At 63.9% G+C, this 18,790-nt stretch carries 20 protein-coding genes and 1 pseudogene; 8 read left to right on the top strand and 13 right to left on the bottom strand.

Annotation, left to right across the window (positions count from 1 at the left end; genetic code table 11):
- Positions 1 to 80 precede the first annotated feature (80 nt).
- Both M2432_RS09655 and M2432_RS09650 read right to left on the bottom strand, forming a co-directional pair.
- Positions 81 to 1,118 (bottom strand): LLM class F420-dependent oxidoreductase, encoded by a 1,038-nt coding sequence (locus M2432_RS09655; protein WP_280826580.1) that lies wholly within the window; start codon positions 1,116 to 1,118, stop codon positions 81 to 83.
- Position 1,119: 1 nt separating this feature from the next.
- Positions 1,120 to 1,530 (bottom strand): nuclear transport factor 2 family protein, encoded by a 411-nt coding sequence (locus tag M2432_RS09650; RefSeq protein WP_280826579.1) that lies wholly within the window; start codon positions 1,528 to 1,530, stop codon positions 1,120 to 1,122.
- 109 nt (positions 1,531 to 1,639) lie between these two features.
- Between M2432_RS09650 and M2432_RS09645 the strand changes: the two genes are divergently transcribed.
- A complete protein-coding gene (locus tag M2432_RS09645; protein ID WP_280826578.1) occupies positions 1,640 to 2,194 on the top strand; it encodes a PadR family transcriptional regulator in 555 nt (184 codons plus the stop codon).
- A gap of 21 nt (positions 2,195 to 2,215) precedes the next feature.
- On the opposite strand, the gene M2432_RS09640 is transcribed toward M2432_RS09645, so the two are convergent.
- The 7 genes from M2432_RS09640 to M2432_RS09610 all read right to left on the bottom strand — a co-directional run bounded on the left by M2432_RS09640 (position 2,216) and on the right by M2432_RS09610 (position 8,139).
- Complete coding sequence (locus tag M2432_RS09640) at positions 2,216 to 2,866, bottom strand: NUDIX domain-containing protein (RefSeq protein WP_280826577.1); 651 nt, start codon at positions 2,864 to 2,866, stop codon at positions 2,216 to 2,218.
- Positions 2,867 to 2,926: 60 nt separating this feature from the next.
- A complete protein-coding gene (locus M2432_RS09635) occupies positions 2,927 to 3,748 on the bottom strand; it encodes a hypothetical protein (protein ID WP_280826576.1) in 822 nt (273 codons plus the stop codon).
- A gap of 394 nt (positions 3,749 to 4,142) precedes the next feature.
- Complete coding sequence (locus M2432_RS09630; protein ID WP_280826575.1) at positions 4,143 to 4,901, bottom strand: hypothetical protein; 759 nt, start codon at positions 4,899 to 4,901, stop codon at positions 4,143 to 4,145.
- A gap of 80 nt (positions 4,902 to 4,981) precedes the next feature.
- On the bottom strand, positions 4,982 to 5,515 hold the full coding sequence (locus M2432_RS09625) for a hypothetical protein (RefSeq protein ID WP_280826574.1): 534 nt from the start codon (positions 5,513 to 5,515) through the stop codon (positions 4,982 to 4,984).
- Positions 5,516 to 5,584: 69 nt separating this feature from the next.
- A complete protein-coding gene (locus M2432_RS09620; protein WP_280826573.1) occupies positions 5,585 to 5,812 on the bottom strand; it encodes a hypothetical protein in 228 nt (75 codons plus the stop codon).
- A gap of 32 nt (positions 5,813 to 5,844) precedes the next feature.
- Positions 5,845 to 7,458 carry an FAD-dependent monooxygenase gene (locus tag M2432_RS09615; protein WP_280826572.1) on the bottom strand — a complete coding sequence of 538 codons (1,614 nt, stop codon included), beginning with the start codon at positions 7,456 to 7,458 and terminating at the stop codon, positions 5,845 to 5,847.
- A gap of 78 nt (positions 7,459 to 7,536) precedes the next feature.
- Positions 7,537 to 8,139: a TetR/AcrR family transcriptional regulator gene (locus M2432_RS09610; protein ID WP_280826571.1), complete on the bottom strand. Its 603-nt coding sequence runs from the start codon at positions 8,137 to 8,139 to the stop codon at positions 7,537 to 7,539.
- Between the two features lie 105 nt (positions 8,140 to 8,244).
- Between M2432_RS09610 and M2432_RS09605 the strand changes: the two genes are divergently transcribed.
- Positions 8,245 to 9,915, top strand: coding sequence for an alpha-keto acid decarboxylase family protein (locus M2432_RS09605; protein WP_280826570.1), 1,671 nt, complete (start codon positions 8,245 to 8,247; stop codon positions 9,913 to 9,915).
- A 222-nt stretch (positions 9,916 to 10,137) separates the two neighbouring features.
- Positions 10,138 to 10,632, top strand: a pseudogene (locus M2432_RS09600) (dienelactone hydrolase); the annotation flags it as partial.
- On the opposite strand, the gene M2432_RS09595 reads toward M2432_RS09600, so the two are convergent.
- Positions 10,629 to 11,405 (bottom strand): alpha/beta fold hydrolase, encoded by a 777-nt coding sequence (locus tag M2432_RS09595; RefSeq protein ID WP_280826569.1) that lies wholly within the window; start codon positions 11,403 to 11,405, stop codon positions 10,629 to 10,631. The pseudogene M2432_RS09600 and the gene M2432_RS09595 overlap by 4 nt on opposite strands.
- A gap of 178 nt (positions 11,406 to 11,583) precedes the next feature.
- Between M2432_RS09595 and M2432_RS09590 the strand changes: the two genes are divergently transcribed.
- From M2432_RS09590 to M2432_RS09575, 4 genes are all read left to right on the top strand, one after another.
- Entirely contained in the window at positions 11,584 to 12,477 is an 894-nt protein-coding gene (locus M2432_RS09590) for a mycobacterial-type methylenetetrahydrofolate reductase (protein WP_280826568.1), read from the top strand.
- A gap of 475 nt (positions 12,478 to 12,952) precedes the next feature.
- Complete coding sequence (locus tag M2432_RS09585; RefSeq protein WP_280826716.1) at positions 12,953 to 13,318, top strand: metalloregulator ArsR/SmtB family transcription factor; 366 nt, start codon at positions 12,953 to 12,955, stop codon at positions 13,316 to 13,318.
- Positions 13,315 to 14,967, top strand: coding sequence for a SulP family inorganic anion transporter (locus M2432_RS09580; protein WP_280826567.1), 1,653 nt, complete (start codon positions 13,315 to 13,317; stop codon positions 14,965 to 14,967). Before M2432_RS09585 ends, M2432_RS09580 begins: the two co-directional genes overlap by 4 nt.
- Positions 14,968 to 14,990: 23 nt before the next feature.
- A complete protein-coding gene (locus M2432_RS09575) occupies positions 14,991 to 15,419 on the top strand; it encodes an FHA domain-containing protein (RefSeq protein ID WP_280826566.1) in 429 nt (142 codons plus the stop codon).
- Positions 15,420 to 15,463: 44 nt separating this feature from the next.
- Here the strand turns inward: M2432_RS09575 and M2432_RS09570 are convergent, their stop codons facing one another.
- On the bottom strand, positions 15,464 to 16,366 hold the full coding sequence (locus tag M2432_RS09570; protein ID WP_280826565.1) for a LysR family transcriptional regulator: 903 nt from the start codon (positions 16,364 to 16,366) through the stop codon (positions 15,464 to 15,466).
- Positions 16,367 to 16,470: 104 nt separating this feature from the next.
- Between M2432_RS09570 and M2432_RS09565 the strand changes: the two genes are divergently transcribed.
- A complete protein-coding gene (locus M2432_RS09565) occupies positions 16,471 to 17,511 on the top strand; it encodes a putative sulfate exporter family transporter (protein WP_280826564.1) in 1,041 nt (346 codons plus the stop codon).
- An 18-nt stretch (positions 17,512 to 17,529) separates the two neighbouring features.
- Here M2432_RS09565 and M2432_RS09560 read toward each other — a convergent pair whose 3' ends face one another.
- Both M2432_RS09560 and M2432_RS09555 read right to left on the bottom strand, forming a co-directional pair.
- Positions 17,530 to 18,342 (bottom strand): SDR family NAD(P)-dependent oxidoreductase, encoded by an 813-nt coding sequence (locus tag M2432_RS09560; RefSeq protein ID WP_280826563.1) that lies wholly within the window; start codon positions 18,340 to 18,342, stop codon positions 17,530 to 17,532.
- A gap of 8 nt (positions 18,343 to 18,350) precedes the next feature.
- Positions 18,351 to 18,746 (bottom strand): nuclear transport factor 2 family protein, encoded by a 396-nt coding sequence (locus tag M2432_RS09555; protein ID WP_280826562.1) that lies wholly within the window; start codon positions 18,744 to 18,746, stop codon positions 18,351 to 18,353.
- Positions 18,747 to 18,790 lie beyond the last annotated feature (44 nt).

The following is an 18,790-nucleotide window of genomic DNA, read 5'->3' as shown; positions in this document are numbered from 1 at the left end:
CGAGATGTTGCCAGGAAATTCCCAGTTACGGAAGCGATTGGGGATGCCGGACGCAGCGGAGGCTGCGTCCGGCGCGACGCTCAGATCAGCGAGCGCAGCTCTTCGATGAGTTTCACTCGCTCAGCGGTGTTCGCGCCGAGTGGGACGACGTTCAGTACGGTCACCCCGGCCTCGCGGAACGCGGCCACCCGTTCCTTGACGAATTCGCGACTGCCGATTAACGAGATGTCGCGGACCAGTTCATCGGGAACGACTTTCGACGCGCCTTCCTTGTCGCCGGCCAGGTACAACTCCTGAATCCGGTCGGCTTCGGCGCCGTAGCCATATTTGGTGGCCACGTTGTGATAGAAGTTCTTGCCCTTGGCGCCCATGCCACCGATGTACAGCGCCACATGGGGTTTGATGAACTCGCGCAGGCCTTCGACGTTGTCGCCGATGGCCAGGGCCGGCCCGGCATAGACGTCGAGCGGGGGGAGTGACGGGTCGCGCTTGGCGGTACCGGCGGCCAGTGCCGAGCCCCATACGGCGTCGGCCTTCTCCGGCAGGTAGAAGATGGGTTGCCAGCCTTCGGCAACCTCTGCTGCCAGTTCCACGTTCTTGGGGCCGAGAGCAGCCAAAAGAATCGGAATGCGCTCGCGCACAGGGGTATTGATCAGCTTGAGGGGCTTGCCCAGGCCCGTGCCCTGCCCGGCCGGCAGCGGGATGGTGTAGTTCTTGTCTTCGTACTGGAGCCGTTCGCGACGCCACACCTGACGGCAGATCTCGACCACCTCGCGGGTACGCCCGATCGGGTTGTCATAGGGCACCCCGTGGAAGCCCTCGATGACCTGTGGGCCGGAAGCGCCCAATCCCAGGATGTACCGGCCGTCGGACACATAGTCCAAGCCGGCCGCGGTCATCGCCGTGAGTGTGGGGGTCCGGGTGTAGAGCTGCAGAACACCCGATGCCAGCTGCACCCGTGAGGTGACCGCGGCCAGGTAGCCCAGCGCACTGACCGCATCGAATGAGTAGGCCTCTGGCACGAAAACAACGTCCAGACCAGCCATTTCGAGGTCGGAGACCTCCGCGGCGACCTCTTTGAACCCGCCGGCATAGTTAATGCCCAGGCCGATCTTCATGTCACTGCGCCTGTGCCGCGATCGCTTCGGCCGCCTCGGCCTGAATCTGCGGGAACTGCGCGCCCATTGCCTCGGACAGCGCGGTGGCACCGGACAGCGGCCGCACCATCACCATGAAGTCGTCGATCAGCCCGTCTGCGTCGACGTGGATGAAGTCGCAACCGGTGATCTTCTTACCGGCCACTGTTGCCTCGAAAACCAGTGCATGACTGGCATTTTCGGAGTCATTGATCTCGCGAACGTAGCGGAAGTCCTCGAAGACGCGCAGCACGCCGCGCAAGATTGCCGCGGTTATCGGCTTGCCCGGGTAAGGCTTGAAGGCCACCGGACTGGTGAACACGACGTTGTCGGCCAGGCAGGCCTCCATCGCCACGGCGTCGCGGGCCTCGACGGCCCTCCGGAATGCCTGCATCACATACCTCGCATACTCAATTAGTTGACTAGGTAGTGGCGACGTTAGCGATTTCGCGCGGGTATGTCTATATGTAACTAATCACTTTGTTGACTATTAGTATCGAGGCGTGGCGCTACGTGATGCGGTGTTGGTGACTCTCCTCGATGGTGAGTCGTCGGGCTATGACCTGGCCAAAGGATTCGACGCCTCGGTTGCGAACTTCTGGATGGCCACCCCGCAGCAGCTGTACCGGGAACTCGATCGGCTGGCCGAAGAGGGACTGATTCAGGCCAGGGTGGTGGAGCAGGAGCGACGCCCCAACAAACGGATGTACACCCTGACCGAGGCGGGGCGAGCGGCGGTGCGTGAGTTCGGCGCCGCGGCACCCAAGCCGGCGATGATGCGGGACGACTTACTGGTCCAGATACAAGCGATGGACGTCAATGACCCGGACGCGGTCCGCGCCGTCCTCGCTGACCGGATCGTTTGGGCCACAAAGAAACTCGAAAGTTATCGACGGTTGCAGGCGCGCATTCTGGGGGAGCGCACCGAGCAGGAGTTTCTGCGAAGCGCGCCCCGGGTCGGCCCCTATCTGACACTGTTGCGCGGAATCACGTTCGAGCAGGAGAACATTCACTGGCTGCAGCAAGTGGCCGGCGTTCTCGAGGCCAGGGTTGGGTAGGCGACCCCGCTCGGCTGTGGCTCACCACCGGCGGAACAACTCGGCCGGCCGGCCGCGCGTGCCGCTGGTCGTGGTGCCCGTCGCGGTCAGGTGCGCTTCCATGGCTCGGCGGAAGGTGTCGCGCTGCAATGGGTGTCCGGCGATGGCTTCGTGAACCAGGCGCAATTCGCGCAAGGTGAATTCGTCTTCGAGCAGCCGGTCGGGGTCGGGCTTCTCCGTATACCGCAGCTGTAGTTCGTCAACGGCGCGCTCGATGATGCTGGGGTGGTCGAACGGCAGCCTGCCCGGTGAGCCGACAGGCTTCAGCCGGGTACTCGTCGGAAGACGATCGGCGAGGTGCGTCAATCGGGCCACCGCGATGTGCGCGACGGAGAGCACCCAACCGCGGTCATCGCGATCGAGTGCGTCGAATACATGCAGCTGACGGGGTTCCAGTCCGACGACATTCGCCTTATCGAGCAATGACCGGGTGACGGCATCGGCCAAGACCTCACCTTCGTGCAGGAAGGTGCCTGGCAGTGCCCAGCCAGACCCGTTGTGCCTGCGCACTTGCAACACCATCAGCCCGGCTTCGGGGGCGACGGTGAGCACGGCTGTGTCGACGGCGACCGACGGCCGTGGATAGGCGGTCAGTTCTTTTCCATTGTTATCGCGATAAGTTGCTGGGCTCATATTCGCGTCCCACTGTACCGCTGACTGCTAATAGCGCACCATCGCGTAAAATAGGGTCCGTTATGCGCGACCCATAGCCTCCGCGAATGCACCGTCGACCAGGATCTCGATGCTCTTGGCGTGCAGGTCGATTCGAGTGATCCGGTGCGTGAGGCCGCCGTACCAGTAGTAGGTGTCTGCACTCACGACACCACCGGGTGCATTGTCGGTCTGGTTAACCGTTGCAGTTGCCAGACGGCCGACCGCCACGTCAGTATCGGCTCCAACGGCGTGCAACAACAGCAGATGGCGATGTGGCACACCGAAAATCACGCCAAAAGGCGCCGACCCGCCCAGCGTCGTCTGGATAACGTGTGGCATGTTCAGCGCCTTTGATGCGGTGAAGAAAGACTCACCGGTAATCGCGGCTATGTCGTACTGGAGCCGTTGGATGTCGAAGGGCTCGGCGTCGGTGTTGCGCTGGCCGACCTGGTACAGGAATTCCACGTCCCGGCCCACCAGATCACCGTCGGGCATTGTGCGCACAGTGGTCGGCAGGTCTCGATTCAATTCGGCCACCAGGCCGTCGAACGCGGGACGGGCGTAGCTCAGGGGGACCTTCCCGGAGGTGTCCCGCCGCTGTAGTCGGGTCCGGACCTGGGCCAGTAGTTCAGTCTCGGAAAGTTCCGGCGTCGGCGGTTCGGTACGGGCGGCAAAATACTGCGCGAAGTGGTATTCGACCGCGCCGGGCCACTCTGCCGCCGGCAGTTGTGTACAAGTGAGTTGCAGGTTGCTGAGCCAATGCTGAAAACCGTTCTGATCGACCAGCCGATCATTGCCTGGGGCGTCCTCTGGCGCAGGGTGGACCGATAGCCCGTGCCGGCGTAGCTCTGCGATTGCCAACTGTCTCACCTGTTGGTATCGCTCTGCCTCGGTAACCATTCCGCTAGCCTCCCCGCTGGAATGTACACAACCACAACAATTTTCATCAGCGTCAAAGTATCTCCACGCGCACGGCACGCCCCGTACCGTGATAATCACGGTCTCCGGCATGCATCCGATGGAATTTGCCGAACATCGACGGCCAGGTGTCCGGCCAAGTTGCTCAGGTCTGCAGGCCGGTGGTCGTCGCGCAATGCCGCGGTCACACCAGTGACGATAGGCCGGTTAGCTCGCGCTGCCCAGTACTTGATCGGCATGTCCCTGGCCGGGATCAGATTGCATGCCGACGGCGTTCGCGATCGGAAGGTCCGGTCCCGGACCTAAGTTCACCAAGGTACCGAAGTCGATCCTTGTATTACGGTGACGGGTGTTGCTCGACGGTGGGCGTGCCACCGATGAGATTGTCCCAACTGCGACGCACAGGCGCCCAGCGCTGGTCAAATGCCGCCGCGCGTGCCTTCGCGCGGTCCAGCTTCTCTCCCGAATAGCGTTTGCGGGCCCAAGGTGAAGTCGGTCGCGCCAGGCGGAGCGCGCCGAACCATGTCACCGGTCCGACGAACAGCCCGATCAACGCCATCGGGTATTTACCCTTCAGCGCGGTAATGGCCACCAAGAGCAGGTGCAGTACCAGCCAGGCGGTCGCGATCATCCGGGCCATGGTCGAGAAATCGCTAAGCCGGTCCAGCTTCACCGGGGAGATGCCGACGGCGGCCAGTCCGACGCAACCGGCCGCGAGTGTCACTACGTTGAGCGACAGCTGTCCTTCCTGTGCCCAATACACGTCTTCGAGACGGAACAGCATGGCGAATTCATCGAGCACAAGTGACGCCCCGACGCCCACGAATAGTGCTGCGACGTAGCCCCAGATGGACATCGGCGGTGATCCGACTGCCATGAATGCCCCGAGGATCAATACCAACAGCCCAGGCGTCGAGTGGTGCATGTGCACACCGCCACTGCTCATGTTGTGGAACGGACCCTTGCCGGCGCGGATCAACCGGGTGATGGTCCGCGTGGCGATGAAGGTGACGACGAATGCTGTGAAGCTCAGCAGCAGTGGGCCCTTGTAGCCGTACACCACCTCGTCGTGCCACCAGACGTTCAGCCAATGCATTCAGTAAGGGTAAGCGCCACAGGATCTTTCACACCCAGCGTGCAGCACTCTCACAGTGCGGCTGCAGGATGGCGGAGGGTTCAGCCCTGGGCGGACCCGGTTAGCGGCTCGCCACCGGCCGACTGCAACAGGCAGATCACAGTGCTGGGCAGCGGTGTGTGACCGGTTCGGTCCATGTTCGAGTCCACCAGGTAAGTAGAGGTGTAGCGACTGGCCTGATGGGTGTAGTGGGCCAGGCCTGCGGAGCACTGCTTGCCTGCTACGGCAGCGATTGCGTCGTTGACTTCGACATTGGCGCGCAGGAACACCTCCGCCGCGTGCTGCGCAGCACAATCGACCAGCGTGACGTCGACGACACTGGGGTCACTGGGTGGTGGGCTGCCGAGGCAGTCACCGACTTGAAGGTCGACCCACTTGGCCTGGTGTGCAATCGGAGGTGGGACGGGCACGATGGGGTGCACTCCGGAGATCGGTGTGGTTGCCGAAATGCTCGGCGAAGCGTTGTCCGGCAAGGGATTTGAGGTACCCGGCGGCTGCTGCGCCGATGGGGCGGACCCGCACGCGGTGAGGAGTAAAAGCGCGGCGGCCTGCCAAGCCAGCCAAGATCGGGCCATGCCGCCATAGTAACGCCGATGCGGTAATTGCGTTGGTATCCAACGCAATTACCGCATCGATTGGGGACTTCAGTTCTGGTTCCACACGCCGTACGGGACTGATGGATCGGTACCGAACGGCACATAGGGGTTGGCGCCGCCGAGCACGCTGTTCTGCGGGTAGACAGGCACCGGACCGGGCAGCGCGACTGTGCCGCCGCTCTCTGCCATGGCCGGGCTGGCCAGTGCGATGGCGGCTGCGGCCAGCGCGCCCGAAGCCAGTCCTGTTGCGATGGCGGTGAAGCTGATGGTCTTCATGTCGGTGCCTCTCTTCTGCTGTTGTGCCAGAACTAACGAGCAGGCGACCTGGCATCATCCCAGGTGGCGTGATGTTTATCAGGGTTGGCAGGATTGCATTGCCGTACGGTCGTCAGCACTCGGTCGAGTTCGGCGATCGGATCGGCTGGCAGTGATTCGGCCCGCCACGTGACAAATGCGTCGGGCCGGACCAGCAGGGCGCCGTCGGGCTGCAACCGGGTGGCGCTGAGCCACGCTTTTCGGTCTTCTGGTGAAATAGTCTGCAGGACCACACTTTCAGGCGTACTCCACGCGCCGGTCGGCTCCGCAGTCAGTAGGGTGAACCCTCTCCCGACCAGATCGAGGGTGGATACCCCGCCGTGCAGCCACACATGCGGCATCCGCGTGCCGGGCTGTCCACGCAGTTCGGACACCAACTCGGGCAGTGCTCCAGTTGATGGTGTGTCGGAAACAACTGCCGCCGAACGATATTGGTAGCCCGCAATCATGGAGAACAGCGGCCGCTCCTCCTCGGCCTCGAGACCCGAGTAGGAGTCGGTGTCCAGGAAGGAGAGGGCGGGTCCGGTCAGCGATTGGCGGCAACTGAATGCGCCGATCGGGTGACGTTCATCGTGGTAAGTAGCCAGCAGGCGGGTGTCGGCTCGACCATGCAGCACCTCGGCCAGCTTCCAGGCCAAGTTGTCGGCGCTCTGGATCGCGACATTGGCACCCCCGGCCTTGAATGGGGGCATTGCATGTGCGGAGTCGCCGACCAGGAAAGTGCGCCCGTGCATGAAGGTCGCGGCAACCCGCTCGTGGGGCTGCCATGCCGCGATCTCGATGATTTCTGCGTCGAACGTTTCGCCCACTGCGGCGGACAGCAGTTCGTGGCACCGCTGCTGGGTGAACTCATCGACCGACTGTCCGCGCTGCGGAAAGTAGGTGGTGATGAACACGCACAGGTCACCGTCGGCGGGCACGAAGATTCCTTCTACCGCAGCGCTTTTCACTTGGACACTGGACCCGTCGCCCAGGTGCGGGACGTATTGCTGCCACGGTCCGCGGAAGTAGACGAACACGACGTAGATCGGTAGCGCGTCGCATCCCGTGGTGCCGATGCCGAAGGTCTTGCGGATTGTGCTGTGTACGCCGTCGGCGGCTATCAGATAGTCGGCGCGGATTGCGGTGGTCGTGCCGGAGTCTATGTCGCGCAGTACAGCGCAGGCTCCGGCGTCATCCTGTTCAACGGTCACGAGTTCGGTCCCATACCGGACCTGCCCGCCGGCGTTTCTGATGTGGCGCACCAACATCGGCTCCAGCCGGCTTTGTGGGCAGTATCGGATCACCGGCTCGGGGCTCAGGCCGTCCATCCCGGTGAAGAGCGCTTTGATGTCCAGCGCGGGTAGCTCCTCGGGGCTGTTGAGAGCCGGCTTGCTGATCATGTCGGGGAAGTCGGCGCCTGCGGCGGCTATTTCGCCGGACAGGCCCAGTCCGCGAAGGATCTCCAAGGTGCGGAAACTCAGATTGCGCGCCTTGGGATAGCGGAAGATTTCCTGGCGTTTTTCCACGACCAGCGAGTCCACGCCGTGCTTGGCCAGTAGTGCCGCCGTCGACAGTCCGGCTGCGCCGGCTCCGACGATCAGAACAGGGATGTCTGTGGTGGTCATTAGTCCTCCACCCATTGAACGGAACTGATTCGTTCCGTTCAACGGTCCCACGCTGACGGCTGCTGTGCAAGCCCTGAATTATCCGGTGGCCAGTGGCAGCACTACGTCGTCGAGAACCTGTCGCACGAAGCTCCGGTCGATTGGGCGTCCGGAGAGCATCCGCAGGACGTTCAGGCCGAGCACGGTGTCGGGCAGCAGCGACAGGTCGCGGTCGGCCGATATCTCACCGCGGTCTACCGCGCGCTCCAAGACCGCCAGCATGATCTGGCGCGGAACGCTCAGCACCAGATCGTCGAGAGCGGTCGCCAGCGCAGGATCGCGCATGGCCGCCGTGGCCACGCCGATCACGACCCGGATGGTGTCGATTTCCTGTTCGCTGTAGTCCTGAACCGCAGACACCAACGCGTCAAGGTCGCTGCGCAGTGAGCCGGTGTCCGGTGGGGACGTCGGGCCGCGGGACTGCCGCCAGTGTGCAATGGCCTGGGCAACCACTTCGCCCTTGGATGACCACCGTCGGTAGATGGCGGCCTTGCCGACGCCGGCACGGGCGGCCAGGTCGTCCATGGTTATTCGGTCATAACCCAGTTCGGTCACTGCCGCCAGGGCCGCGTCGAGAATGGTGTCCTCCAGGGACGGGTCCCAGCGTCCGGCGGCGCGCTTGGGTCCGCGGCCGGTCGGCATGAGATCTCCTTGGTGAGCGGAACAGTTCAGTTCCGTCACTTTAGGCTGCGCGGTCGTTCGTGGCCACGGCTACCATCGCGGTAACACCGACGTCAGGAGGCGGGCATGTCCGAATACACCGTCGGCGACTACCTGCTGGACCGGCTGGCCGAGCTCAGTGTCACCGAAATATTCGGAGTCCCAGGTGATTTCAATCTAGAGTTACTCGATCACGTGATCGCGCATCCCGATATCCGCTGGGTCGGCAGCGCCAACGAACTCAATGCTGGGTATGCCGCCGACGGTTATGGCCGACTCCGTGGAATGGCAGCGCTGATCACCACCTTCGGCGTCGGCGAACTCTCGGCTGCCAACGCCATTGCCGGCAGTTACGCCGAACACGTCCCCGTGGTGCACATCGTCGGCGCCCCGTCGATGGATGCTCAAGGTGCCCGACGCGTGGTCCATCACTCTCTGGGCGACGGTGACTTCGAACACTTCCTCCGCATAGCGCGGGAAATCACCTGTGCCCAAGCCAAACTCGTACCCGCCACTGCGACGCGGGAGATCGACCGGGTGCTTTCTGAAGTACGTGAGCGCAAGTTGCCCGGATACCTGATGCTGGCGACGGACGTCGCGCGGTTCCCGGTCGACCCGCCCACCGCACCGCTACCGCGCTACACCAGCGGCACCAGTCCGCGGGCGCTGGCGCTGTTCACCGAAGCCGCCAGGGAACTGATCGGCGAACACCAATTGACTGTCCTGGCAGACCTTTTGGTGCACAGGTTGGAAGCCGTTCCGCAGCTGGAGGCGCTGCTGGCCGCCGACGCGGTTCCGCATGCCACCCTGATGTGGGGTAAGAGCCTGGTCGACGAGAGTACCCCCGAGTTCCTCGGAATCTACGCCGGCGCCTCCAGCGACGAATCAGTCCGCCGTGCCATCGAGGAAGCCCCAGTCCTGGTTACGGCGGGTGTGCAGTTCACTGACATGGTGAGCGCATCATTCACCCAACAGATCGAACAGGGGCGCACCATCGATGTAGGTGCGAATCAGAGCACCGTGGCCGGAGAAGTCTTTGCGCCTCTCGATATGTCCGCTGCATTGACGGCGCTTACCGAAATCCTGTCGGCGCGGTCCACGCGTTCGCCTGCGGTGAAACAACCCGCTGCGTCAGTGGCCGAGTTGGATGCCGCGCCCGACCAGCCGCTTACTCAGAAAACCTTGTGGGACAGAGTCTGTGGTGCGCTGACGCCTGGAAACATCGTATTGGCCGAGCAGGGCACGTCCTATTACGGCATGGCCCGGCATCGACTTCCGGCCGGGGTGACGTTCATCGGCCAACCTCTTTGGGCATCCATCGGGTACACGCTGCCCGCCGCACTCGGGGCCGGGTTGGCGCACCCGGGTCGTCGACCGGTGCTGCTCATCGGGGACGGGGCGGCCCAGCTGACCATCCAGGAACTGGGCCAGTTCGGGCGGGAGCAGGTACCCGCCGTCGTCATCCTCGTGAACAATGACGGCTACACCGTCGAGCGGGCGATCCACGGACCCGCAGCCCCGTACAACGACATCGTCGGCTGGCGATGGCGGGAGGTTCCGAGTGCGCTGGGCCTGCGAAATCCCTTGGTCTTCAAGGCAACTACCTGCGGCGAGTTGGACGAAGCGGTGGCCGCGGCAGCCGCCCATCCCGAGGAGATGGTGTTGATCGAGGCGGTGGTACCAACGCTGGACGTACCGCCGCTGCTATCCGAGTTGGCGGGATCGATCGCGACGGCGAACAAGGCGGTCAAGGACTGATCGAACTTCGGGTCACTCCTGCAGCAGATAACCTGGCCATATGGGAGCCGCAGTGCTCGATACCGATGCTGGGTGGGAGTTCGTCCGTCCCGCCGGTACGCACTCGCGGGTGAGCATGGTCGGATTCCGCGACCGCGCCGGACACGGCATGGACCTCCGGGTCACAGCTATCCCGGCCGTTACCGTCGTGCTCAGCTTCGGTGACGACCTCGTCGTGGAGCGCTGCGGGCGTTGGGCGAACACGAACACCACCGCTGTGGCGGGCCGGGAGTGGGCGCCGTGGGCATGTGCTTCACCGGCGGATTCGCTTTGGCCACGGCAACGGATGACCGGTTGCTGGCACCTATAGTCTCGCAACCCGGTCTGCCACTGGCCTTTTCGGCGAAACAGAAGTTCAACATCGACGTCTCACCCGACGACATGGCGCGCATCAGACAGCGCTGCGGAGACGGCCTGTCGGTGTTGGGACTACGTTTCCGCGGCGACAAGCGTTCTCCCGCAGAATGATTCGAGTACTTGCGGGCGCAGCTGGGCGAGGGCTTCGTCGCCGTCGAGCTCGATGACGCCGCTGCCAATCCCAACGGCGTGCTGAGCCCGCATTCGGTGCTGACCGAGCATCTCATCGACGAGCCCGGCCAGCCCACCCAGGAGGCGCTGCACCAGGTGCTGGACTTCCTGCAAAGAAGGCTTGCTGTGAGACGGGCCTGGCCTCGCTAACGAAGGCGGGCCTTGCCGTCACCGAGGTAGGCGTCGGCCCACGCCGCGATGATCCGCCCGGCCCGGCGGGCCTGGCCGGGTCCGGTGAGCAGATGCTCGGAACCTTCCAACGACACAAAGCTGCGCGGGTGGCGCGCGGTCTGGAAGATTCGGCTGGCGTTCTCGATGCCCACGGTGTTGTCGGTGGGGGAGTGCAGGATCAACAGCGGCAGCTTGAGTCCACGGATCTTGGCGCGTAGGTCGGTGGCCCGGACGTCTTCGACGAAGTGGCGTCTGAGGGTCAGCTCGCGCCCGCCGACCATCCATTGGGCGCTGCCATTGGCCATGACGCATTCGAGCACGTCGTCGTACTGCTTCTCGACGTGCACGGGGTCGCTGGGGGCACCGACGGTGACAACCGCACGCACGCCAGGCGCCTCCCGCGCGGCGGCGAGCACCGAGGCTCCGCCGAAGGAATGCCCCACCAGCAGGTCCGGCGGGGTACCCCGGTTGGCCATGAATTTGCACGCCTCGACGACGTCGGCGGTCTTGTGGGTGAACGAGCCGTCGTCCCAGTTCCCCTCGGAGTCGCCAAGCCCGATGGCGTCGAACCGCAGCATGCCGATGCCGTCGGCCGCCAGTTGTTTGCAAATTCGGGCGGCCGCGGGCGAATCTTTGCCTAGGGTGAACCCGTGCGAGAAGACACCCCACCCGCGAGGGTTGCCCTCCGGCAGGTCAATGAGGCCTGCCAGGGTAGGGCCGGTGGAACTCGGGAACGTGACGCGTTCGGCCATGGTGGAGGTCTATCACCTGTGGCTGCGCCTTGTCTGAATATATCCGGCCGACCAGTTTGCCAGGGTCGATCGGTAAGGTGAGGCTTCACGGAAACCCGGCCTGCGGGTCGGCCGGATATGATTGCGGTCAGCGCTGGCCGCCGTCTCCCTATGTTGTCGTCAGATGCGGAGCGGATTCGTGACTCTCAATACCATCGCCTTCGAGCTGGTACCGCCCAATATCGAGCGGGGACCTCAGTACGCCATCGACGAAGCCCACAAGGTGCTGGCCCTGGCTGACGAGTGCGGCATCGGGGGACGTATCCGCCACGTGATGATCCCCGGGATGATCGAGGAGGACGGCGACCGTCCCATCGAGATGAAGCCCAAGATGGACGTCCTGGACTTCTGGAAGTTGATCAAGCCGGAGCTGCCGGGCATGCGCGGCCTGTGCACCCAGGTCACGTCCTTTTTGGACAAGGACGCCCTGAGCGACCGGCTAACTGTGCTTCAGGACGCCGATTTTGACGGCATCGCGTTTGTCGGGGTGCCCCGCACCATGGCCGACGGCGAAGGTGTGGGTGTGGCACCGACCGATGCGCTGACCATTTACCGGGATGAGGTGCCCAACCGGGGTGTCATCTTGATCCCTACCCGCGATGGCGAACACGGTCGCTTCAACTTCAAGTGTGAGCAGGGTGCCACCTACGGGATGACCCAGCTGCTGTACTCCGACGCCATCGTGGGCTTCCTTCGCCAGTTTGCCGCGACCACCGAGCACCGGCCGGAGATCCTGCTGTCGTTCGGCTTCGTGCCGAAGGTCGAGACCAAGGTCGGGCTGATCAACTGGCTGATTCAAGATGCGGGTAACCCGCTGGTCGCTGCCGAGCAGGAATTCGTCACGCGATTGGCCTCCGAAGAGCCCGCGCAGAAGCGTGCGCTCATGCTTGACCTTTACAAGCGGGTGATCGACGGGGTCGGTGAACTCGGCTTCCCGCTGAGCATCCACCTGGAGGCGGCTTACGGGGTGTCCAAGCCGGCCTTCGAGACCTTCGCCGAGATGCTCGCGTACTGGGCGCCCGACCAGGCCTAGTTTTTGCGCCGAAATGGCGTTCGAGCAGGACCCTTCTCGAATTTCTGCTGTCGGAATGCAGTTTCGGCGGGTATTTGCGGTGACGCCGTCCTAGTCCTGGGCAAGCTCGCCGGGGGCGTAGCCGTGGCACCACGGTTGTGCTGAGCGCTGGTCGACGCGGTTAGGTGTGGCAGGTTGGCGGCGTTGGGCCCTGGGCGCGTGACGGTGCTTGCCGGTGGTGTGGCTGCGTTGCCGCCGTTGTGCTGCGCGCTGACTGACGTGGTCGGCTGGGCGAGGTTGAAGTTCGGTCCCGGCGGCCGGCCGTGGGCATCGGCTGGGGCTGCGAGCACGATGAAGAGGGCGGTCAGCGCGGCTGCGCTCCCTGCTCTCTCAGTCTTGAGCAGTTTGGGCCCGGCAGGCGCAGAGTCCGCACGCTGATATAGTCGATTGAGAAATTTCGCAATCCATCAATCAGGGAGTTGGTGCGGTGGACGACGTGCTGGACGGCCCAGGGCGACCGCTGTACGAGATCAAGGCGAACCTGTTCAAGGCGCTTGCGCATCCGACGCGGATCCGGGTGTTGGAGATCTTGTCCATGAGCGACGAGCCGACGCCGGTCAGCGCCATCCTCGCGGACAGCGCCATCGAACCGACGGTGCTGTCGCAACATCTGGCAGTTCTGAAGCGACATCGGGTTGTCGAGGGCCGCCGAGTCGGAAACGCTGTCTTCTATACATTGGCGCATCCGAAGATCGCCGAGCTATTGCTGATCGCTCGGATGTTCCTGACGGATGTTCTTGCGTCACAACGTGATCAGTTGGATGTGGTTGAGTTGCTGCCGCCCATCGGTACCGGACGATGAGTAGTTTGCCGCTCGGCAACATGGCGCGGTTGTTGCCGAAACGTTCCGATTACGCCGGGTTGACTAGTTCCTGGCGGCGCGACATTCTCGCCGGGCTGACCGTGGGTGTGGTGGCCCTGCCCTTGGCACTGGCATTCGGAATCAGTTCCGGGGTAGGGGCTGCGGCCGGCCTGGTCACCGCGGTCATCGCCGGTGTGGTGGCAGCGGTGTTCGGCGGCTCGCATGTTCAGGTCTCCGGTCCCACCGGAGCCATGGCCGTGGTGCTGGCGCCCATCGTCGCGCACTACGGGCTTGGTAGCGTCGCGCTCGTCACCGTGGTGGCCGGAATCATTGTGATAATCGCGGGTGCCACCGGGCTGGGCCGGGCGGTGACCTTCATTCCGTGGCCGGTCATCGAAGGCTTCACGCTGGGCATTGCGGTCATCATCTTTCTGCAGCAGGTGCCTGCTGCGGTCGGTCAGGCCACCCCGCAGGGACAGGGTCCGCTGGCAGCCGCCATTCACGTCCTCCGAGTGGCCGAACCGGCAAGCGCGGGCCCAGCGCTGATAGTTGTTGCGGTAGCGGTGGTTTTGATGTTGGTGCTGGCGCGGGTGCATCCGGCGATCCCGGGCTCGCTGCTCGCGGTGATCGCCGCGACGGCGTTGGTGGTGGTGTCGCATATCGCAACGCCCCGCATTGGCGTGTTGCCAGCCGAATTGCCGGCTCCCTTGTTGCCGCACATCGATTTTGGGTCGGTGCACGCGTTGGGCGGCGCGGCGTTGGCGGTAGCGGCGTTGGCGGCCATCGAGTCGTTGTTGTCCGCGCGCGTGGCCGCGACGATGTCGCCCACGGGCCCGTACGACCCGAACCGCGAGTTGGTGGGCCAGGGGCTCGCGTCGGTGGCAGCAGGCATGTTCGGCGGGATGCCGGCGACCGGGGCCATTGCGCGTACAGCGGTTAATGTCCGATCCGGTGCGCGGACCCGGGTTGCCGCCGTTTCGCATTCGATATTGCTGCTGGCCGTGGTTTACCTGGTCAGTGGGCCGGTGGGAGCAATTCCGTTGGCGGCGTTGGCCGCTGTGCTTATGGTGACGTCGTGTCGGATGATTTCCGCTCGCACGATCGCTCGGATCATGCGGTCCACCCGAGCCGATGCCGCCACCTTCATCCTCACGGCAGTGGTCACCATTGGATTCGATCTGATCGAGGCGGTCGAGATCGGGATTGTGCTCACGGGGGTGTTCGCCCTACGCGCGGTGGCGCGGCGGGCCAGTGTCACGCGGGAGGAACTTCCGGGGCCGGCGCAGTCAGGTGATGAGCGCATTGCTGTGCTCCGGCTCGACGGCGCTATGTTTTTTGGTGCTGCAGAAAGGATTTGGTCCACCATTCTGGACGCGAAGCATCCCGATACTACGGTGGTGATCATCAGGTTGTCGCAGTTGGGCATGCTCGATGCCACAGGGGCGCACACCTTGGCCCAGATCGCCGAGGAGCTGGAGGCCTGCGGTATCACGGTGATCATCAAGGGCGTCCAGACCGAACACAAGGACCTGCTGACCAATGTCGGCATCTTGGAATCCCTGCGCCACGAGAAGCACCTCATTGACAATCTCGACGACGCCATCGCCCACGCGCGCAGCCACGCCGTATCCGGGCGCACGCCGAACTAACCTGATAAACAAGGAGATTCGCGATGACCAACAACGGCCATGGAGAGGCCACCGCATCCACCACTGCGGTGTTCCGCGCCGTACCCGGCATTGACGGCGCATCGACCGGTCGGCCTGGTGCGGCAGACCCTGCGGCGGCCACGGCCGTGCTCGGATCGGGGACGCTGGTGCTGACCCGGGGTGCTCATCCGCGATCGCGATTCCTGTTGGGCCAGAAGGTCATTTCCGCCGGGCGTCACCCGGACAGCGCAATCTTCCTCGACGACGTCACGGTCAGCCGTCAGCATGCCGAGTTCCGTTGGCTCGACGACGAGTACTGGATCGTCGACGTGGGCAGCCTCAACGGCACCTATGTCAACGGCGTTCAAGTCACGTCTCAGCCGCTCAATGATGGCGACCAGATTCAACTCGGAAAGTTCTGCTTCACCTTCATCAATCGCCCGTCGCGCTGACGTCCCGCCGGGCTCGTTTCGGCGGGTATCGCCGGTCGGCAGAGTCAACTGTGCGCCGAACGCTGAATCATTCGAATCAGGCCGGCCGCAGGGCCTTCGAGGACGCGGGGCGGCCGCCATACGGCACGTAGCTTTCGCGGCAACGTCAGTCCGTCGACATCGATACGGACCAATTCGCCGGAATTCAGCTGCTCAGCGACGGCCAGGGTGCTCATCACTGCCGGGCCTACTCCATCGAGCACACTGGTCCGGATAGCTGCCGCGCTGCCGAGTTCCAGGAGAGGTTCGGCACGCGGGAATTCACGCAGTGCGAGCTCGAGGGTGATGCGGGTGCCAGAACCCGGCTCGCGCACCACGAGTGGTGTCGCGGCCAGTTCTGCCATCGTCAGCGGATGCCGCCGACGAGCCCAGGGATGGGAGCGATGAACCACCAAGACCAACTCATCGTGGCCCACCACCACGCTGTGCAGGCCGCGTGGGATTGACGGAGATTCGACAAAACCGATGTCGCACTTACCTTCCGAGACCAGGTCGAAGACTTGTGCGGAGTTGTGCACCTGCAGGTGAATCGACACACCAGGGTTCGCACCGCGAAACTCCACCAGCCATCGGGGCATCAGGTGTTCCGCCACCGTCATGCTGGCGCTGACAGTTAAGTGCGCTGATCTGTCGGCGCGTAGTCCGCCGGCGACTTCGAGGAGTTTGTCTGCATCGGCCAAGATGCGCTGAGCCCAGTGCGCGATCACGGTGCCGTGCGCGGTGAGCACCGAACCAGTCGGGCGCCGGTCGATCAAGCGTACCCCCAGCTGACGCTCCAGTTGTTTGAGTGAGCGACTGGCATTGGACTGGGCAACTCCCGCCGCGCGGCTTGCCGCGCCGACGCTGCCGTGCACCTCGACGCCCACCAGCAACTCCAATGTCGCCAGGTTGAGCTGCCCGATACCCATACCCCAATGATATAGCCCTCACCGGCGAGCCATATAGAGATGATATGTGGTGATGCCGAATTGCCAGCTAGTCGGCGCCTGCCTTCGCACGAACAATGGAAGCCATGACTATTGGCGTTGCTGAACCCCGGACCACCGACGTCAGCCCTGCACTCAGGCGTGGACTGTCCAGCGCTGGCGCGCTGATACCCGGAATCGCGGCGTGTGCAATCGCGACAGGCGTGTCCGTCGAAATCAACAGGGTCTTCCCGACGGTCAGTCCGCTGTTGATCGCCATCGTCCTCGGAGCGTTGATGGCCAACCTCGTGGCTGTCCCGGAGCGACTCGTGCCGGGCCTTCAGTTCTCGGCAAAGCGGTTGCTGCGCATGGGAGTTGCGTTGCTCGGATTGCAGCTGGCGCTCGGTGACATTCTTGTGCTGGGCCCGGGCGTTTTCGGCATGGTGGTGGCCATCGTGGTGTTAGGCATCGCCGGCACTGTCTTCATGGGCAAACTGATGGGCCTGAGCTGGACGCAACGGATGCTCATCGCATGCGGCTTCTCGATCTGCGGGGCTGCCGCCGTGGCTGCGGCTGATGGCGTGATCGAAGGCGAGGACGAGGAAGTCCTCACTGCCATTGCACTTGTCGTGGTGTTCGGCACCCTGATGATTCCGGTCATCCCTCTGCTCGCCGACATCATTGGCTTGTCGCACCGCCAGGCTGGTATGTGGGCGGGCGGTTCGATCCATGAGGTAGCCCAAGTGGTTGCAGCGGGCGGTGCCATCGGCGCCGGAGCGTTATCGGTCGCCGTCGTCATCAAACTCGCGCGAGTGCTCATGCTGGCGCCGGTGATGGCCGTACTCAGCTTGCGCCAACGGCGCCTGGCCCCGGGAACCGAAGTGCGTCGGCCGCCATTGGTGCCGCTGTTCGTGGTGGCGTTCCTGGTCTGCATGGCCATCCGCTCCACTGGCGTCGTACCAGCCGGCGTCCTGGATGTCGCCCACGTAGCGCAGACGGCGCTGCTGACCGCGTCGATGTTTGCACTCGGCGCTGGTGTCCACATCGCGACGCTTCGCAAGGTGGGCATGCGGCCGTTGGCGCTGGCCGCGGCCTCGACGGTGTGGGTCGGGGCGATCGCTCTGGTGGGAGTCCTGCTCGTCGCCTGATGGCGAGGGGATGAAGTGTCAGGCTCCCATCGATGCCTTGATCGCCTGGGCGATGAACCGCACCGCGCTATTACGCCCGACCGAGGCCATCAGTTGCGCAGCCGCCTCGATCTCCGGTCCGACCAGACAGGTCGGACCGTTGGTCAGGTTTGCGAATGCCGTCGCCACGACCGAGTCGACCGACGCGGCGTCCGCCGGTGCCGTATCTTCGGATTCCAGTAAGCCCCTGCGATATTCGAGACTGCGCAGCGCCGGAGTGTTGGTCTTGCCGAGAATCAGCCCCAGGACATCGATGCCCTGGTCGTGCAGTTCAGCCCAGAGTGCCTCGGCCAGTACCATGTCGAAGGCCTTACTGGCGCCGTAGGCCACCATGTTGGGCCCGCCGGCGAAGCCGGCGCCGGAACCGAAGATGACGATGCCACCCCGGCCGCGTTGGACCATCGGCTGCGCGTAGTGATGGCACAACTGCAGCGGGACAACACAATTGCGTTGCACCAACGATTCCGCGTTCGCCACAGGACTGGACAGGAACGGTTCGAAGTTGGGATCGGCGCCGGCGCAGTACACCAGGAACCCGATGTCCAGGTCGGCGGTGGCTTCGATGACCTTGGCGCTGGCACCCGGTGCAGCGAGATCAACTGCCAGCGTCCGGGTTTGAACGTGATGTTCGTTCTGGATCGTTGCCGCAACGTCATCGAGGACGGCCTGGCGCCGGGCCAGCAGCACCACGTTGACGCCCTGGCTCGCCAGGTGCGCGGCCATGGCTGAGCCGACTCCGTCGGAAGCACCGGCGACCAGCGCCCACGGTCCGTACTTATCAGCGAAATCCATTCGTCCTCCTAAACCGTGGATACGCGAACCGGGGTGAACCGGCGGCGGGCGATACGCCAACCATCCGCCGTCCGCACCAGCTCATCGTCGTAGAACCCGACCGCATTGACGCCAGAATTGTTGTCGGCCATCATGATCAACGCATCGACATAGGTGCGGGCGGTTGCGATGTCGCCGTCGATGGCAACGGCATGATTGGTCAGCCGGTGCATGGTGTGCCCGGCCATCGCGTGGGTTTGATCCATGAATTCGGTGACCGCATCGACCCCGTTCCAGGTTCCGATTTCGCCATAGTCCAGCACGCAGTCGGCGGTGAACACCGTCCGGAACAGCGGCCAGTCCCGCCGGTCGATGCCGGTGGCGTACCGGATCAGTACTTCTGCGATGTCTTCACGGTCAGTCATGCGCGATCCGCCTTCGCTACTCGCTGCCCAGTCATGCGCGATCC

Origin of the sequence: Mycobacterium sp. OTB74 (assembly GCF_029892685.1) — a bacterium.
In the GTDB taxonomy this organism is placed as follows: Bacteria; Actinomycetota; Actinomycetes; order Mycobacteriales; family Mycobacteriaceae; genus Mycobacterium.
The sequence above is the reverse complement of the archived record's forward strand: the minus strand, read 5'-3'. Positions and strand labels throughout refer to the sequence as shown.

Bases quoted from the DNA above. Each gene is read 5' to 3' on its own strand.
- M2432_RS09580 (WP_280826567.1), top strand. From the start codon at position 13,315: ATGAGTAGTTTGCCGCTCGGCAACATGGCGCGGTTGTTGCCGAAACGT.
- M2432_RS09640 (WP_280826577.1), bottom strand. From the start codon at position 2,866: ATGAGCCCAGCAACTTATCGCGATAACAATGGAAAAGAACTGACCGCC.
- M2432_RS09630 (WP_280826575.1), bottom strand. From the start codon at position 4,901: ATGCATTGGCTGAACGTCTGGTGGCACGACGAGGTGGTGTACGGCTAC.
- M2432_RS09615 (WP_280826572.1), bottom strand. From the start codon at position 7,458: ATGACCACCACAGACATCCCTGTTCTGATCGTCGGAGCCGGCGCAGCC.
- M2432_RS09575 (WP_280826566.1), top strand. From the start codon at position 14,991: ATGACCAACAACGGCCATGGAGAGGCCACCGCATCCACCACTGCGGTG.
- M2432_RS09570 (WP_280826565.1), bottom strand. From the start codon at position 16,366: ATGGGTATCGGGCAGCTCAACCTGGCGACATTGGAGTTGCTGGTGGGC.
- M2432_RS09605 (WP_280826570.1), top strand. From the start codon at position 8,245: ATGTCCGAATACACCGTCGGCGACTACCTGCTGGACCGGCTGGCCGAG.
- M2432_RS09555 (WP_280826562.1), bottom strand. From the start codon at position 18,746: ATGACTGACCGTGAAGACATCGCAGAAGTACTGATCCGGTACGCCACC.
- M2432_RS09610 (WP_280826571.1), bottom strand. From the start codon at position 8,139: ATGCCGACCGGCCGCGGACCCAAGCGCGCCGCCGGACGCTGGGACCCG.
- M2432_RS09595 (WP_280826569.1), bottom strand. From the start codon at position 11,405: ATGGCCGAACGCGTCACGTTCCCGAGTTCCACCGGCCCTACCCTGGCA.
- M2432_RS09655 (WP_280826580.1), bottom strand. From the start codon at position 1,118: ATGAAGATCGGCCTGGGCATTAACTATGCCGGCGGGTTCAAAGAGGTC.
- M2432_RS09650 (WP_280826579.1), bottom strand. From the start codon at position 1,530: ATGCAGGCATTCCGGAGGGCCGTCGAGGCCCGCGACGCCGTGGCGATG.
- M2432_RS09620 (WP_280826573.1), bottom strand. From the start codon at position 5,812: ATGAAGACCATCAGCTTCACCGCCATCGCAACAGGACTGGCTTCGGGC.
- M2432_RS09565 (WP_280826564.1), top strand. From the start codon at position 16,471: ATGACTATTGGCGTTGCTGAACCCCGGACCACCGACGTCAGCCCTGCA.
- M2432_RS09560 (WP_280826563.1), bottom strand. From the start codon at position 18,342: ATGGATTTCGCTGATAAGTACGGACCGTGGGCGCTGGTCGCCGGTGCT.
- M2432_RS09625 (WP_280826574.1), bottom strand. From the start codon at position 5,515: ATGGCCCGATCTTGGCTGGCTTGGCAGGCCGCCGCGCTTTTACTCCTC.